General features: G+C 70.4%; 14 protein-coding genes. 7 read left to right on the forward strand and 7 right to left on the reverse strand.

Features of this window, described 5'->3' with window-relative positions; genetic code table 11:
• Positions 1–10: 10 nt before the first annotated feature.
• The gene (locus tag Vau01_RS44485) at positions 11–628 is read right to left on the reverse strand and encodes a PadR family transcriptional regulator (RefSeq protein WP_204006275.1); all 618 of its coding nucleotides are present in this window, start codon (positions 626–628) and stop codon (positions 11–13) included.
• 56 nt (positions 629–684) lie between these two features.
• Between Vau01_RS44485 and Vau01_RS44490 the strand changes: the two genes are divergently transcribed.
• Positions 685–1,626: a class I SAM-dependent methyltransferase gene (locus Vau01_RS44490; RefSeq protein ID WP_204006277.1), complete on the forward strand. Its 942-nt coding sequence runs from the start codon at positions 685–687 to the stop codon at positions 1,624–1,626.
• 37 nt (positions 1,627–1,663) lie between these two features.
• Here Vau01_RS44490 and Vau01_RS44495 read toward each other — a convergent pair whose 3' ends face one another.
• The 6 genes from Vau01_RS44495 to Vau01_RS44520 are packed head-to-tail and all read right to left on the reverse strand — an operon-like array spanning position 1,664 to position 7,849.
• On the reverse strand, positions 1,664–2,299 hold the full coding sequence (locus tag Vau01_RS44495; protein ID WP_204006279.1) for an ABC-2 membrane transporter-related protein: 636 nt from the start codon (positions 2,297–2,299) through the stop codon (positions 1,664–1,666).
• Entirely contained in the window at positions 2,296–3,177 is an 882-nt protein-coding gene (locus Vau01_RS44500) for an ABC transporter ATP-binding protein (protein WP_204006281.1), read from the reverse strand. The genes Vau01_RS44495 and Vau01_RS44500 overlap by 4 nt, the downstream gene beginning before the upstream one ends.
• On the reverse strand, positions 3,174–3,566 hold the full coding sequence (locus Vau01_RS44505; RefSeq protein ID WP_204006283.1) for a GntR family transcriptional regulator: 393 nt from the start codon (positions 3,564–3,566) through the stop codon (positions 3,174–3,176). Before Vau01_RS44505 ends, Vau01_RS44500 begins: the two co-directional genes overlap by 4 nt.
• A gap of 41 nt (positions 3,567–3,607) precedes the next feature.
• Entirely contained in the window at positions 3,608–5,413 is a 1,806-nt protein-coding gene (locus Vau01_RS44510) for a S9 family peptidase (RefSeq protein ID WP_204006285.1), read from the reverse strand.
• A gap of 52 nt (positions 5,414–5,465) precedes the next feature.
• Positions 5,466–7,163: a sensor histidine kinase gene (locus tag Vau01_RS44515; RefSeq protein WP_204006294.1), complete on the reverse strand. Its 1,698-nt coding sequence runs from the start codon at positions 7,161–7,163 to the stop codon at positions 5,466–5,468.
• Positions 7,163–7,849: a response regulator transcription factor gene (locus tag Vau01_RS44520; RefSeq protein WP_204006296.1), complete on the reverse strand. Its 687-nt coding sequence runs from the start codon at positions 7,847–7,849 to the stop codon at positions 7,163–7,165. The genes Vau01_RS44515 and Vau01_RS44520 overlap by 1 nt, the downstream gene beginning before the upstream one ends.
• 154 nt (positions 7,850–8,003) lie before the next feature.
• Between Vau01_RS44520 and asnB the strand changes: the two genes are divergently transcribed.
• The 6 genes from asnB to Vau01_RS44550 all read left to right on the forward strand — a co-directional run bounded on the left by asnB (position 8,004) and on the right by Vau01_RS44550 (position 16,460).
• Complete coding sequence (asnB, locus tag Vau01_RS44525; protein WP_204006298.1) at positions 8,004–9,890, forward strand: asparagine synthase (glutamine-hydrolyzing); 1,887 nt, start codon at positions 8,004–8,006, stop codon at positions 9,888–9,890.
• 334 nt (positions 9,891–10,224) lie between these two features.
• On the forward strand, positions 10,225–11,406 hold the full coding sequence (locus tag Vau01_RS44530) for an ROK family protein (protein ID WP_204006300.1): 1,182 nt from the start codon (positions 10,225–10,227) through the stop codon (positions 11,404–11,406).
• Positions 11,403–12,962: a sugar ABC transporter ATP-binding protein gene (locus Vau01_RS44535; RefSeq protein WP_204006302.1), complete on the forward strand. Its 1,560-nt coding sequence runs from the start codon at positions 11,403–11,405 to the stop codon at positions 12,960–12,962. The genes Vau01_RS44530 and Vau01_RS44535 overlap by 4 nt, the downstream gene beginning before the upstream one ends.
• Before the next feature lie 73 nt (positions 12,963–13,035).
• Positions 13,036–14,097 carry an ABC transporter permease gene (locus tag Vau01_RS44540; RefSeq protein ID WP_204006304.1) on the forward strand — a complete coding sequence of 354 codons (1,062 nt, stop codon included), beginning with the start codon at positions 13,036–13,038 and terminating at the stop codon, positions 14,095–14,097.
• Positions 14,098–14,179: 82 nt separating this feature from the next.
• Positions 14,180–15,229, forward strand: a complete 1,050-nt coding sequence (locus tag Vau01_RS44545; protein WP_204006306.1) for a substrate-binding domain-containing protein — start codon at positions 14,180–14,182, stop codon at positions 15,227–15,229.
• Between the two features lie 46 nt (positions 15,230–15,275).
• Positions 15,276–16,460 carry a Gfo/Idh/MocA family protein gene (locus Vau01_RS44550; protein WP_204006307.1) on the forward strand — a complete coding sequence of 395 codons (1,185 nt, stop codon included), beginning with the start codon at positions 15,276–15,278 and terminating at the stop codon, positions 16,458–16,460.
• The last annotated feature ends 32 nt before the right edge of the window (positions 16,461–16,492 follow it).

A 16,492-nucleotide genomic window follows, 5' to 3' on the forward strand; every position in this document is an offset into this window, starting at 1 on the left:
AGATCGCGGGTCACGGGAGGTCGCGGGACGCCAGCTCCTGGATGAAGGGCCATGGGGGGTCGGCTTTTGTGATGTCTTCGGGCCAGCCCTCGACGGTCTTGCGGGCCTCGGCGGCCCAGTCGGCGATCGCGTCCCAGTAGCTCGTGAGGAACGCGGCGACCAGGGCGTCCTGGGCGGTTCGCTCCGGGAAGGGGCCGGCTCCCTCGACGTACTCGCGGGCGACCTCGATGTTCTGGCGCTGGCGTTCCGCCGCCCACTCGGCCGCCGCGGCCAGGTTTGCCAGCAGGTCGGCCTTGCTGCCGTGCTCGCCGAAGAAGACCTTCAGCAGCAGTTCGAACTCCAGTGCCGGCCCGGCGCCCGGAACCGCGACCCATTGCGCCAGCGCCGCGCGCCCGGCCGGCGTGATCTCGTAGACGGTGCTCGTCCGGCGGCCGACCGTACGGGTGCTCGCCGTCGCCAGGCCCTGTGCGACCAGCTTCTTCGGCTCCTCGTACAGCTTGCTCTCGGCCCGCGGCCAGAAGTGGTGCAGGCTGCGGCTCATCTGCTTGGTGAGCTCGTAGCTCGTCCAGGGGCGGATGGCGAGCAGGCCGAGGATGGCGTGCGACGTCGTTGTGAGCGCAACCGTCATTGCCCAATACTCCCCTAGGGAGTATCGTCGGCGCCATACTCCCAAAGGGAGGGAAAATGGTCGCACCGTCGAATGCCGAGATGGCGAGCGCGTGGGACGGCGACGAGGGTGCGCACTGGGCCGCGCACGCCGAGCGTTACGACGCGGCGATGGGCGCACACCGTCCCATCTTCAACGCCCGCGCGGCGATCACGGCGACCGACACCGTGCTCGACGTGGGGTGCGGCAACGGCGAGTCGGCCCGCGACGCCGCCCGCGCGGCGAAAGCGGTGCTCGGCGTCGACCTGTCGGCCGCGATGGTGCGGCGGGCGCGCGAGCGGGCCGCCACCGAGGGCCTGGCCAACGTGACGTTCGAGCAGGGCGACGCGCAGGTGTACCCGTTCCGGCCGGCGTCGTTCGACGTGGTGATCAGCCGCGCCGGCGCCATGTTCTTCGGCGACCGGGCGGCGGCGTTCGCGAACCTGGCCCGGGCCCTGCGACCCGGCGGCCGCATGGTGCTGCTCGCGTGGCAGGCGTTGCACCGCAACGACTGGATCACCGTGATCCTCGACAGCCTCGGCGCGGACGGCTCTCCACCACCCGGTGCGCCGGGGCCGTTCGCGCTCGCCGACCCGGACATGGTCACGGAAACCCTTGTGAAGGCCGGGTTCCGGAACATCGGGTTCGAATCGCTCGACGTACCGGTCTGCCTCGGCGCCGACGTCGACGACGCGACCGCGTTCGCCGCCGGCACCGGCCTCGGGCGGTCACTGCTCGGCCGGCTCGACGAAACCGGCCGCGCACAGGCCCTCGCGCGCCTGCGGAACACGATGGCGGCACACGCCACGGCCGACGGTGTCCACATTGGATCGTCGGCCTGGCTGATCACCGCTAGGGCGCGTCCGGTGGATCTTGTCGAGCCGAGGCGAGGCTCAGGCGGCGATCCGGCAAGGCGCGGCTTTGTCCGGATACCGGTGTTGTATCCGGGCGAAGCCGCAACGCCGCCGGGCGTCGCCTGAGTCCGCCGCAGGCCGGCAAAGATCCACCGGACGCGCCCTAACGCCGGCCCTCGATGAGCCGGAACGTCGCGGCGGCCTGAACCGCCGCGAGCGCGAGCAGGGCGCCGCCGAGCGCAAGTTGCGCGGGCCAGTACCGCGCCAGCCACCCGGAACTTCCATACGGGACGCCCGTGAGCGCACCGATCGCCGCGATGCTGGCCAGCAACGTGCCACCGAGCGCCGGTACCGTTCGCCGGATCACGGCACCGGCGAGCGCGCCGAACGTCACCGTGAACGCCGCCAACGCGTACGGAAGTGCTCCGTGTACGAGAAAGGAGGAGCTGCCCGGCCGCACCTCGACGTCGGTCGGGATCGCGGTGAGCGTCACCTGCAGCGTCGCGACCGCGAGCAGCGCGACGCCCACCGCGCCACCGAGCCGGAACGCCAGCCAGCGCCGGCGGGTGACCGACTGCGTCCACGCGAACTGGTGTGTGCCCAGCTCGAACTCGCGGCTCACCAACGGCGCGCCGAGCAGCAGGGCGAGGAACAGGAACAGGTACGGCGTGAAGCTGACCGTGATGCCGCTGACCCGTGGCTGCGCACGTTCGACGGTTGCCAGCACCCCGTAGAGCGCGACGATTCCGGCCACACCCAGCGCGGTGGCCCGCGTCTGCCGCCACACCACCCACCTCACGACGACACCAGTTCCGGGCCGGGAAGCGTTGCGGCGTCGGGGTTCCGTAGGTAGGCGAGCACGATCTCCTCCAGGCTCGGCGCGCGGGTGGCCCAGCGCGGATCGACGAAGCGTCCGTTGAGACGCAGCAGCGCGGTCGCCTGCCGGCCGGCGCCGCCCTCGGCCACCACGTCGTGCCGCGCCAGCGCCGCGGCGTGCTCGCGCAGGCCGTCGACGGCGAGGTGGGCGGCGCGCAGGTCGTCGACGTCGCCGGCCAGTTGGATCCGTCCTCTGTGGACCATCACCAGGTGGTCGCAGGAGTCCTCCAGGTCGGCGAGCACGTGCGACGACAGCACGACGGTGAGCCCGCGCTCGGCGGCGACCGCCATCAGGTCGCGCATGACGTCGCTGCGGCCCAACGGATCCAGGTCGGCCATCGGCTCGTCGAGCAGGATCACGTCGGCCCGCTTGGCGAGCGCCAGGGTGAGCGCCACCTGCGCGCGCTGGCCGCCGGAGAGCCGGCCGATCCGTTGCGCCGCGGGGATTTCGAGGCGGTCGAGCCGGTCGCGGGTGAACGGCTCGTCGAACCGCGGGTTGAGCTCGCGGCAGAACCGCACCGCGTCGTCGACGGTGAACCGCGGGTACAGCGGCTTGCTCTGCGCCAGGAACGCGACGGTGGCCAGGCCCTCGGCGCCGGCCGGATCGCGGCCGGACAACCGCACCGCGCCCTCGGTCGGGCGGAGGAGGCCGGCGAGCACGCGCAACAGCGTCGTCTTGCCGGCGCCGTTCGGCCCGACGAGCCCGACCACCCGCCCGGCCGGGACGGTGAACGAGCACTGCCGCAGCACCCACCGGTTGCCGAACCGCTGCCCGACTCTCGTGGCCAGGATCGCGCTCATGCCGAGGCCCGCCCGTACGTTTCGGTGAGGGTGGCCTCGAACAGGGCGCGCACGTCGCCGGTGGCCAGGCCGGCCTGGTGCGCCGCGAGCATCCAGGTGGCCAGGCGGGTGCGCAGGCGCGGATGCTCGGTGACGGCCGCGCGCGGCGCGGAGGCGAGCACGAACGTGCCCACGCCGGCGCGCATCTCCACCACCCCGGCGTGCTCCAGTTCGCGGTACGCCTTGAGGACCGTGTTCGGGTTGATGCCCAACGCCGCGACGACGCTCTTCGCGGTGGGCAACTGGTCGCCGGGAACCAGGACGCCGAGCCGCACCGCCTGCTCCACCTGCCTGATCAGCTGCTGGTAGGGCGGTAGGCCGGCATGCCGGTCGAGATGGAATTCGAGCACACGAGAACCATAGACAGCTAAAGAACTAGTTGTCTAGCACTTTACCCCCGCTTCCGGGCGAGCACCTCCTCGGCGAACGCCAGCATCTTCTCCCAGCAGTAGATGAACGTGTCCGGGCCGAACGACTGGTGGCCGCCGTCCAGCCAGTCGAGTTCGATCTCCTTGCCGTGCTCGCGCAGGCGCCGTTCGAAGTTCTCCATCTGCGTCGCCCCGATGCGGCTGTCGTTGCGGGCCTGGATCGCCAGCACCGGCGCGGCGAAGTCGGCGGCATAGGTGATCGGCGACGAGCGGGCCCACGCCTCCGGACGGTCCTCCGGCGACCCGCGCATCCAGCCCCGCATCGCGGCCCGCAGCGCGTCGGACACCTCGGCGTAGCTCGCCGCCAGATCGGCCTCGGCGACGATCGCCATCCCGCCGGCCCACAGGTCGGGACGCCGGCCGAGCGCGAACAGCGTCAGGTAGCCGCCGTACGAGGCGCCGAACGCGAGAATCTCGTCGGGCCGGGCGATGCCCTCGCGCACCACCCACTCGTGGGCGGCCACCATGTCGGTCAGCTCCCAGTGGCCCATGTCGCCCCAGATCTTCTCGGTGAAGTCACGGCCGAAGCCCACCGAACCCCGGTAGTTGACGGAGATCCAGGCGTAGCCGTGGTCGAGCCAGGCCTGCGTTCCCGCGTCGAACTTCTCGTACTGGGCCCAGTGCGGGCCGCCGTGGGTCTCCAGGATCGTCGGGAACGGGCCCGCTCCCTCGGGAACGGCCACCCATGCCTGCACCTCGGTACCGTCGGCGCTCGGGAAGGTGACGGACCGCCACGGACGCCCGCTGGGCGCCGGGCCGGCCGGGTACAGCGTGCGGCGCAGCCCGCCGGTGGTACCGGAGAGCTCCACAATGGACGGTGGCGCCTCCGCCGTCTGCCGCAGCCCGACGATGTTGCCGTCGGGGTCGAACGTCGCGCCGCCGTCGATCGCGTCGTAGTAGGTGCCGGGCGGGTGGTCCAGGGCGGTCGTCGTGCCGGTGGCCACGTCGTGGCTGTACAGCCGTTGCGCGCCGCCGAGCTGGCACAGCAGGATCGTCGCGGCGTCGGCCGACCAGTCCAGCGGTACCACGTCGGTGGCGAGGTCGGGCAGCGGCAGGTCGGTGCGCTCGCCGGTGCGCGGGTTCCAGATCAGCGGACGCTCGAGGCCGCTGCGCGTCGTCTTGGCGAGGATCCGGTCGTCGCCGTCGACCTGGCTGAACACCGTGGCGACCACGCTGGTCTCCGGGCCGTCGTCGAGTTCGGCGACCCGCTCGCCGGTGCGCGTGTCGAACACCAGCAGCGTGTACTGGCGCACGCCGCGGGCGCGGGCGGCCGACCAGCACGCGGCCAGGTCGCCGCGGGCCGAGGCCAGCGCGCCCCAGTTCTCCCAGGTGTCGCGGTGCAGCAGGCGGGGTTCGCCGCCGTCGGGGATCGCGTAGAGCGCGAAGCCGTCGGCGTTGATCGGGTTGAAGACGACGAGCGAGCCGTCGCCGTTGAAGCCGACCCCGCGCAGCGTGTAGGGCGGCAGGTCGGGCGTGAGGTCCTCGACCTCGCCGCCGCCGATCGGGATCCGCACCAGGTGGCCGAGCTCGGAGCCCTTCTCGTCCTGGAGGTGGTAGATGTACCTGCCGGCCGGGTCGATCCAGCCCTCCCACGTGCTGAGCGGGTCGCCGGTGCCGGCCGCGACCTCCCCGGAGCCGGTGTCCCACGCGTAGAGCTGGGTGGTCGAGCCGTCCCGGTTGGCGACCACGAGCCAGCGGTCGGGGCGGTGCCGGGCGGGATGAGCTGTCCAGATCTGCGGGGTCCGGAACCGGGTGCGCCAGTCGCTCATGATGATGCTCCTCCTACTGATTGAGGAAACCCAATCAGTAGGGTAGTGCGCACTACGTGCTGAGGGGAAGGCTGAGCGTGAACGTCGTGCCCTCGCCGATCCGGCTCGTCACGCGGAGCTGGCCCTGATGGTCGACGGTGATCTGGCGGGCGATCGTGAGGCCGAGGCCGCTGCCGCCGGAGGCCCGGTCGCGGGCCGCATCGGCCCGCCAGAACCGCTTGAAGACGTGCGGCAGGTCGGCATCGGCAATGCCGCGCCCGGTGTCGGTGACCTCCACGACGCCGAATCCGGCGGACGCGTACGAGTACAGCGTCAGCTTGCCGCCGTTCGGCGTGTACCGGATCCCGTTGGTGACGAGGTTGCCCAGCACCTGCCGGATCCGGTCCTGGTCGACGTCCACCGGCACGGCGGTGCTGGCGTACGCGTTCAGCTCGACCCCGGCGGCCTCCGCCACCGCGAAGTGGGCCCGGGCGCTCATGCCGACCAGTTCGGCGAGGTCGGTCGGCTCCCGGCGGTAGGCCAGGCTGCCGGCCTCGGCCAGCGCGAGGTCCTGGAGGTCGTCGAGGATCCGCCGCTGCAGCAGCACCTCCTCGTACAGCGAGCCGAACAGTTCCGGGCTCGGCCGCACCACGCCGTCCTGCAGCGCCTCCAGGTACCCCCGCAGGTTCGACAGCGGCGTCCGCAACTCGTGCGCGACGCTTGCCACCAGCCGGCGCTGGTCCTCCTCGGCGTGCTGGATCGCCTCCGCCATCCGGTTGAACGAGTACGACAGCTGCCCGAGTTCGTCGTCGCCGTCGACCTCCACCCGCGCGTCGAAGTCGCCGTCGGTCAACCGGCGCGACGCGGCGGTCAGCGACCGGATCGGCCGGCTCACCCGGCGCGCGATGAACGCCGTACCGAGGAGCGCGAGCAGCGTCACCGCGCCGGCCGCGACGATCATCGGCGTGCCGATCAGGTTGGCGGCGTCGTCGTCGACGCTGCCGAGGAACAACTGCAGCGGGGCCGGACCGGTGTTCTCCACCCGCTCCGTGAACACCCGTTCCAGGCAGGCGATGAACGTGTTCTCGTCGGACCAGGGGCAGGTCTCGACGGCGACGGCGTCCTCCTTGGCGCCTTCGGCGGCCCGGGTCAACGCCTGCGCGTCACAGGACCTGAGATCGGTGCCGACGGTCTGCGGTGTCGCGACGCCGTTCTCGTTGTCGATCAGGGGGACCACCAGTCCCGTGCCGGTCCAGGCGCAGGCGGTGAGGTGCACGGTGTACCGGTAGTCCTGGATCGCCTGGCGTACCCATTCGCGGGCCTCGCTCGTCAGCTGGAAGTCTTCCCGCTTGAGCTTGTCGGCGAGGGCGGGGTCGGCGCTCGCGCGGAGTGCGGGCGGCCGGACCCGCTGCGGGATCACCAGCTTCGGCCGCGGGTCGACCAGGCTCGCGGCGCCGACCGTCGGGCGGGCGGCCTTCCCGGCGAGATGGTCGGTGTCGACGATGACCTCGCCGCTGATCGTGGCCATCCGGATGCGCACCTTGTAGTTGCTCGACAGGTTCTGGACGAACCCGTCGACGCCCGACCAGGTGCCACGGTCGTGGGCGAACCTGCCGAGGTTCTCGGCGATCACGTCGGTGTTGCGGTTGCTGGTGGCGACCGCGTCGGAGATCTGCTTGGACGCCAGGCTGAGCGTGAGCCACGCGGTGGCACCGATCGCCGTGACGGCGACCAGCATGACCAGGAGGAACACCCGCAGCCGGAACGACACTACTGATCAGCCATCCGGTACCCCCGGCCGTAGACGGTCTGCACGTACCGGGGCGCGGCCGGGTCGGCCTCGATTTTCCGGCGCAGGTTGACGACGTGCGCGTCCACGGTACGCGCGGACACTTCGTAGTCGAACCCGAACGTCCGGTTGATGATCTCACCGCGGGTGTAGACGCGGCCCGGCTCGCTCGCGAGCAGTTCGAGGATCCCGAACTCCTTGGCCGTGAGGTGGACCTGGACGCCACTCACCCGTACCTCGAACCGGTCGGCGTCGATCTCCAGGTCGCCGACGCGGCGCACCGGCTTGTTGCTGCCGGCGTTGACCCCGGTGCGGCGCAGCAGCGCGCGGACCCGGGCGGTGAGCTCCCGCGGGCTCACCGGCTTGGTGAGGTAGTCGTCGGCGCCGAGGTCGAGGCCGAGCAGCATGTCCTCCTCGGTGGTGCGGGCGGTCACCAGCAGGATCGCCACGTTGGACTCCGCGCGCAGGATGCGGCAGACGTCGAGACCGTCGACGAGCGGCATCATCACGTCGAGCACGACGAGGTCGGGCCGGCGGGCGCGGCACTGGTCGAGCGCGGCCCGCCCGTTGCCCACCGTGAGGACATCGTGGCCTTCGCGTTCGAGGTAGAGGCGGATCAGCTCCGCCTGCTTGCGGTCGTCGTCCGCGACCAGGATTCGGGCACCCATCGCCGCACATTGTGACCCGACGGCGCACCCTTGGCGGGTCGGATTGTCAGGATCCTGTGAAGAAGCTGTGCGAACCCGTTGGTGATAGATGTGCCATGTTTTCCGGCCCGGTTCTTCATAAGTTCCGCACAGGTGGTTCCCTACGGTCCGTCGCATGTGCGGATTCATCGTGTTCATCGGCCCTAACGGCGCGGTGGACGTGCGTTTCCCCGAGGCGCTGGAGACCCTTCACCACCGTGGCCCCGACGCCACGGGCATGGAGGTCCGTGACGGCGCCGTGCTCGGCTTCAAACGACTCTCGATTATCGAGGTGGTCGACGGACAGCAACCGGCCCGGTACGGCCGTTGGACGGTCGTGTTCAACGGTGCGATCTACAACTACCGGGAGTTGCGCGACGAACTGCGGATCGTGGCGACCGAACCGATCGTCAGCGAGGCCGAGGTGATCGCGGCCGCGTTCGAGCACTGGGGACCGTCGGCGCTGCACCGCCTGCGGGGCATGTTCGCACTGGTGGCATGGGACGACGAGACGGGCACCGGGTACGCCGCCCGCGATCCGTTCGGCATCAAGCCGCTGTACCACCTGCGCACGCCCGACGGGCTGTACCTGGCGAGCGAGAAGAAGGCATTGCTGCCGTTCGCCGGACCGGTTGCCGGCCGGATCGACCACGACGCGCTGTCGCACTACATGAGCATGCAGTACGTGCCCGAGCCGGCCACGCTCACGCCGACCGTGCGGCGCCTGCCGGCAGGGCACGTGTTGACGGTGCGCACCGTCGATCCGACGCCGGTCGTCGAGGCCTATTTCCGGCCGACGTTCCGGCCGGTCCCGATCGGCGAGCGCGCCGCGGTCTCCGTCATCCGGGACGCGCTGCGCGACTCCGTGCACCGGCACCTGCTCGCCGAGGTCCCGGTGGGCGCGTTCCTGTCCAGCGGCGTCGACTCCACGGCGGTGGTGGCCCTGGCCCGCGAGGTGAACCCGGACATCCGGGCATACACCGTCGGTTTCAGCGGCGGCTCGTACTCCGAGGTCGACGTCGCGCAGCGGACCGCCGACGAACTCGGCGTGCGGCTGACGGCCACGTTCGTCACGCCGTACGACGTCATCGAGGCACTGCCCCGCATCGTGTGGCACCTCGACGACCCGGTGGCCGACCCTGCGCTCGTCCCCTTGTATTTCCTCGCTCAACGCGCGGCCCGCGACGTGACCGTGGTGGTCTCCGGCGAGGGCGCCGACGAACTGTTCGGCGGCTACGAGATCTACCGCGAGCCGTCGGCGCTGGCGGCCGTCGCCGGGCTGCCGGCGCCGGTGAAGCGCGGGCTGCGCAAGCTGTCGACGGTGCTGCCGGAGGGCATGCGGGGACGCAGCTTCCTCGACCGCGCCACCACGCCCATCGAGGAACGGTACTGGGGCAACGCGCGCATCTTCAGCCCGGAGCAGAAGGCCGATCTGCTGCAGGGGCACGTGGTTCCGCTCACCGACGTCACCGGCCCGGTGTACGAGCGGGCGGCCGGCCTCGATCCGGTGTCGGCGATGCAGTACGTCGACCTGAACACGTGGCTGCCCGGTGACATCCTCACCAAGGCCGACCGGATGACGATGGCCCACTCGCTGGAACTGCGCGTGCCGTTCCTCGACCGGGTCGTCTACGCCGCCGCGGCGGGCCTGCCGGCGCACCTGAAGCTGGGCCGCACCACCAAGTACGCGTTGCGCGAGGCGGTGCGCGGCATCGTGCCAGCGTCCATTGTGGACCGTCCGAAGCTCGGCTTCCCGACGCCCACCCGGATCTGGTTGCGCGGCATGGTGGGCGAGTGGGCCGGCGACGTGTTCGCCGCCTCGGGCGCGGGTGACCTGATCGACCTCGCCTACGTCCAGCGGCTGCTGGCGGCGCACCGGGCCGGCAGGGCCGACCACTCGCGCAAGATCTGGACCGTGCTGATGTTCTGCCTGTGGCACACCCAGGCCACCGCGCCCGCGCCCGCCGTACCCACCTTCACCCGCCCCCTGGCCGACACGTTGGTCATGGCCGCGATCCACTGATCCCTTTCGCGGATCTTGGACTCCTGACGGTGCCATAGGCCCGCCCGGAGTCCAAGATCGCGCAGTGCCGATGGCCGCCCACCCCATGGTGGGCGGCCATTCGTGTTTGACTGTCACTCCCCGTCGGGAGTCCGCCACGGGGTGGGGGGCTTTTGTTGGGGTGAACAAAAGTTGGAAACGATTCGGTGGAAGCTCTTTACGCCGCTCACCCAAGCGCCTACAGTTCGGACGCAACGAGCGCGTTACATGCATCACACACCTGCGCAACTGCTCGAACCCCTGCCTGAACCCTCATTCGAACCCGTCGAGGCGGTGCACCCCATGCGTGGCCCCCATGAGTGACACCGAGGGACCGACCCGAACCCGGCTGCTGCGTCTCCTGCGCGATCAGGGCGCCCTGTCCCGGGCGGAGTTGGCCGATCGGTTGCAGGTGCCGCGTCCGCGGCTGCTCACCGATCTTGACGGGCTGCTCGCCACCGATCTCATCCAGGAGGCCGGTCCGGCCGCCAGCCGTGGCGGGCGCCGGTCGACGCTCGTGGAACTGAACCCCTCGCTGCGGTTCGCCGCCGTCGACCTCGGCGCGTCGTCGATCGACGTCGAGATCACCGACGGCCGGCTGGAACCGGTGGCGGCCGCCACGATGGTCTCCGACATCCGCAACGGCCCGAAGGAGATTCTCCATTCGGTCAACGAGATGCTCGCGAAGTTCCACACCGACGGCGCGTACGAGCGGCTCTCCGCGGTGGGCATCGGCGTACCCGGTCCGGTGAGTTTCCGTGACGGCGTACCGGTGTCACCGCCGATCATGCCCGGCTGGGACCGCTACCCGGTGCGTGACCTCATCGCCCGCGAGCACGGCTGCCCGGTGGTGGTCGACAACGACGTGAACATCATGAGCATCGGAGAGCGGTACGGCGGGGTGGCCGACTCGGTCGACAACCTGCTGTTCGTCAAGATCGGTACCGGCATCGGTTGCGGCATCTACCTCAACGGCGAGGTGTACCGCGGCACCGACGGCTCGGCCGGCGACATCGGGCACATCCAGGTCGACAGCCACGGGCCGGTGTGCTCGTGCGGCAACGTCGGGTGCCTGGAGGCGTTGTTCGGTGGCGCGGCGCTCGCCCGCGACGCGCTGGCGGCGGCCAAGGCGGGCACCTCGCCGGCGCTCGCCGAGCGGTTGGCGGCCAACCGCACCGTCACCGCGAAGGACGTCGCCGACGGCGCCGCCGAGGGCGACGTCACCTGCATCCGGCTCATCCGCGACGGTGGCCGACGCGTCGGCGGCGTGCTGGCCGGCCTGGTCAGCTTCATCAACCCGTCGATGATCGTGATCGGTGGCGGGCTGGCCGGGCTCGGGCACATCCTGCTCGCCGAGATCCGCAGCGTCGTCTACCGGCGGTCGTTGCCGTTGGCGACCGGCAACCTGCCGGTCGTCCTGTCGGAACTGGGTTCCCGCGCCGGCGTCGTCGGTGCGGCGTTACTCGCCAGCGAGATTGCGTACGGGCAGCCGTCATGACAGATCTGACCAAGAAGTCACCCGAGCGCGAAACGGTTCTCACGCTCACCGACGTCGTGAAGACGTTCCCCGGTGTGCGCGCCCTCGACGGCGTCCAGCTGGAGGTGCGCGCGGGCGAGGTGCACTGCCTGCTCGGCCAGAACGGCGCCGGCAAGTCCACGCTCATCAAGGTGCTCTCCGGCGCGCACCGGCCCGACAGCGGCGAGGTGGTGTGGCTCGGCCAGCCGGTCGCGTTCGCCAACCCGCAGGCCGCGATGAAGGCCGGTATCGCGACCATCTACCAGGAACTCGACCTCGTCGACGGGTTGAGCGTCGCCGACAACATCTTCCTCGCGCACGAGCCGCGCACCGCGGGGTTCGTCAAGCGCGGTCAGGTGCGGCGCGACGCCGGCGAGATCCTCGCCAAGCTCGGCCACCCCGAGATCCCGGTGCGCCGGGAGGTCGGCAAGCTTCCGGCCGCCGCCAAGCAGATCGTGTCGATGGGACGCGCGTTGTCGCGCGAGGCGCGACTCATGATCATGGACGAGCCGAGCGCCGTGCTCGCCCACGACGAGGTGGCCAACCTGTTCCGGGTGATCCGGGGCCTCACCGAACAGGGCATCGCGGTCATCTACATCTCGCACCGGCTCGACGAGATCCGCGAGATCGGCGACCGGGTGACCGTCCTCAAGGACGGCCGCACCACGGCCGCGAACCTCGACGCGAAGACCACGCCCACGACGGAACTCGTGAGCCGGATGACCGGCCGGAACATCGAGTACGTGTTCCCGCCGCGGCCCGAGGAGGTGCCGCCGACACCCGACGGTGCCCCGCTGCTGGTGGTGGAGGGGCTCACCCGGCACGGCGAGTTCGCCGACGTCGACCTCACCGTCCACAGTGGAGAGATCGTCGGGATCACCGGCCTGGTCGGGTCCGGGCGCTCGGAGCTGATGGAGACCATCTTCGGCGCGCGCCGCCCGCACGGCGGGCGGGTCACCGTCAACGGCAAGGGTTTGCGGGCCGGCAGCGTGACGGCCGCCGTGAAGGCCGGCCTCGGCATGGCGCCGGAGGAACGCAAGAGCCAGGCGCTCGTGCTCGGCGAATCGGTGTACCGCAACATGACGCTGGCGAACTTCGCCGGCTACGCGAGGGCCGGATTCACCGACGCCGCCAAGGAGCGGCAGGCCGCCGACGAGGTCGCCGAGCGGCTCGAACTGCGCCCGCGCGACGTGCGCCGGGTGGTGCGGACGCTCAGCGGCGGAAACCAGCAGAAGGTGGTGGTGGGTCGCTGGCTGCTCGGCGGCACGCGGCTGCTGCTGCTCGACGAGCCCACCCGCGGCGTCGACGTCGGCGCCCGGGCCGAGCTCTACCAGGTGATCCGCAAGCTGGCCGACTCCGGGGTCGGCGTGCTCATGGTCTCCAGCGAGGTGCCCGAGGTGCTCGGCCTCGCCGACCGCGTGGTCGTCATGCGCGAGGGCCGCATCGTGCGGCAGGCGCCGGCGGCCGACATCGACGAAGAAACCGTTCTCGACCTCGTGATGGCGGGGTCGCTGCTGGAAGGAAGTCCGGCGGTATGAGCGAGCACTCGTGCGAGCGAATCATTAACTCAGCCGCCGGTCATTCCGCGGCGCAGCGAAGCGGAGCCGTGGCATGACCGATCTGAAGCCGGCTACGGCGCCGGAACAGCCGACCGCCGCCGCCGAATTGTCGAAGAGACAGGGCTGGTGGTCCAGCGACGCGAGCGAGTCGGTACGCCGCAACCTCGGCCTCGTCGGGGTTCTCGTGGCGATCTGGATCGTCGGCGCCATCACGGTTCCGCGCATCTTCCTCCACGCCGAACAGCTCTGGAACAACGAGCTGATCATTTTCCAGCAGTCGGCGGCGATCGGCGTCATCGCGATCGGCATGACGTTCGTCATCATCGGCGGCGGCATCGACCTGTCGGTCGGCGCGCTGGTCGCGTTGACGAGCGTGTGGTGCACCACCCAGGCGACACAGGAGTTCGGCCCCACCGGCATGGTGTTCACGGCGTTGCTCGTGGGCACGGTCGCCGGTCTGGTCAACGGGTTCCTCATCGCGTACGGGCGGGTGGTGGCGTTCATCGCCACGCTCGCGATGCTCGTGTCGGCCCGCGGTCTCGCGCAGCTCATCTCCGGCAAGCGGACGCAGCGGGTCAACATCGAGAACGTCGCGATCACCAACATCGCCGAGAAGGACTTCCTCGGCATCCCGTACCTGGTGTGGATGTTGCTGGTCGTCGGCGTGATCGGCTGGATCCTGTTGAACCGCACCACGTTCGGCCGCCGCACGTTCGCGGTCGGCGGCAACCCGGAGGCGGCCCGCCTGGCCGGCATCAACCTGCGGCTGCACACCATGCTGCTGTACGGGTTGTCGGGGCTGTGCTGCGGCATCGCCGCCATCATGGTGGTGGCGCAGGCCACCGCCGGCGCACCCGACCACGGCGACCTCTACGAACTCGACGCCATCGCGGCGTGCATCATCGGCGGCACCGCGCTGGCCGGCGGTCGCGGCTCGATCGTGGGCGCCATCCTCGGCGTCCTCGTCTTCAAGGGCATCACGAATCTGTTCATCGTCAACAACCTCGAGCAGGAGTACCAGCTCATCGTGAAGGGCGCCATCATCATCGGCGCCGTTCTCCTGCAGCAGGTCAACTTCAGCTCACTTCCGCAACTCCGAAAATCGCCAACGTAACAACCCCATCCGAATGGGTCGGTAACGCCGGCCAGGCACCTCACACCCATCCACCGTCCACATTCGACTCACGGAGGTCGAAATGAGTAACTTCTCCCGTCGGCGTATGCTGCTCGGCGGCTCCGCGGTAGGCGCGGGCCTGCTGCTGAGCGCGTGCACGTCCAACGACACCGGCGACGACGACAAGCAGGCCGAAGACCAGACCAAGGTGGCCGCCGGCAAGAACGCCGAGCCCGGCAAGAAGGTGACGATCGGCTTCTCCGCGCCGGCGGCCGACCATGGCTGGATCGCGGCGATCACCAACAACGCGAAGGCACAGGCCGGCAAGTACTCCGACGTCACGTTCAACGCGGTGGCGGCCGGCAAGGACGTGCCGGAGCAGCGGGCCGCGCTGGAGACGCTGATCCAGCAGAAGCCCGACATCATCGTCCTGCTGCCGCACGACGGCGCGCAGATGACGGCCACCGGCCGCAAGGCGATGGACGCCGGCATCCCGGTCATCAACCTCGACCGCGAGTTCTCCGACCCGCTGGCCTACCGCACGCTGGTCAAGGGCGACAACTACGGCATGGGCGTCGCGGCCGGCAAGCTGATCGGCACGCGGCTCAAGGGCAACCCGAACGCCGTGATCGCCGAGATCGCCGGCATGGACGAGCTTCCGCTGACCCAGGACCGGTCGAAGGGCTTCCGGGACGCGCTGGCGGTCTTCGGGCTGAAGGTCGGCCCGCGCCAGGCGGCCCGCTTCACCGTCCAGAGTGGACAGGAGGTCACCGCGAACCTCCTGCAGGCCGCGCCGAAGATCGACGCGCTGTGGAACCACGACGACGACCAGGGCGTCGGCGTGCTGGCGGCCATCAAGCAGGCCAACCGCAGCGAGTTCTACATGGTCGGCGGCGCCGGGTCGCTCGACGCCATGGAGATCATCAAGGCCGACAACCAGCCGTTGAAGGCCACGGTGACCTACAGCCCGACGATGGCGTCGTCGGCCATCGCGCTCGCCCGCCTGGTGGCACAGGGCAAGGGCATGGAGGACCTGGTGGAGCTCCAGGTTCCGAAGCTGGTGATTCTCCAATCGGAAACGATCACCAAGGAGAATGTCGACCAGTACATGCCGCTCGGCTTCCGCTCCTGACCAGGGACCGGCAGTCGCAGGCGCGGAGAACGTAAGGAGACGGCCGATGTCCCCATCGGACACCAACGGAGAACTGCGGGTCGGCATGGTCGGCTACGCGTTCATGGGCGCTGCGCACTCCCAGGCGTGGCGCACCGTGAACCGCGCATTCGACCTCCCGGTACGAGCCAGGATGACCGCGGTGGCCGGCCGCGACGACGCCAAGGTGCGGGCCGCGGCCGCCCAGCTCGGCTGGGAACGGACCTACACCGACTGGCGCGAGCTGGTGGCCGCTGACGACATCGACGTCGTCGACATCTGCACACCGGGTGACAGCCACTGCGAGATCGCACTGGCGGCGCTGGCGGCGGGCAAGCACGTGCTGTGCGAGAAGCCGTTGGCGAACACCGTCGAGGAGGCCCGGGCGATGGTCGCCGCGGCCGAGACGGCGCGGGCGTCCGGGGTTCGTTCGATGGCCGGGTTCAACTACCGGCGGGTGCCGGCGGTGGCCTTCCTGCGGCAGCTCATCGCGGGCGGCCGGCTGGGCACCGTGCGGCACGTGCGCGCGGTGTACCTGCAGGACTGGATCACCGATCCCCAGTTCCCGCTGGTATGGCGGCTGCAGAAGGAGAAGTCGGGATCCGGCGCGCTCGGCGACATCGGTTCGCACATCGTCGACCTGACGCAGTTCGTCACCGGCCAGTCCATCACGGGCGTGTCGGCGATCACCGAGACGTTCATCAAGGAGCGTCCGTTGCCCAGCGCGTCGAGCGGGTTGAGTGCCGAGTCGTCGACGGAGACGGGTCAGGTCACCGTCGACGACGCGGCGCTGTTCCTGGCCCGGCTGTCCGGTGGCGCGGTGGCCACCTACGAGGCGACCCGCTTCGCCACCGGACGCAAGAACGGCCTGCGGGTCGAGGTCAACGGGTCGCTCGGCTCCGCCGTGTTCGACCTGGAACGCCTCAACGAACTGGAGTTCTACGACGCCGCCCGCCCCGGCGCCGAGCAGGGCTTCACCCGCATCCTCGTGACCGAGGGCGACCACCCCTACATGTCCGCGTGGTGGCCGCCGGGTCACATCATCGGCTACGAGCACTCGTTCACCCACCAGATGCGCGACTTCCTGGAAGCGGTCGCGGTCGGAAAGGATCCCGAACCCTCGTTCGCGGATGCCCTGCAGGTTCAGCAGGTGCTCAGCGCGGTCGAGCAGAGCGCGGCAGCCGGTTCCGGCTGGACCGCCGTCACGGTGTAACCGAAGGCTTCCCGGCCGCGTTCCCGCGGCGG

Source organism: Virgisporangium aurantiacum (assembly GCF_016863635.1).
Lineage (GTDB): Bacteria > Actinomycetota > Actinomycetes > Mycobacteriales > Micromonosporaceae > Virgisporangium > Virgisporangium aurantiacum.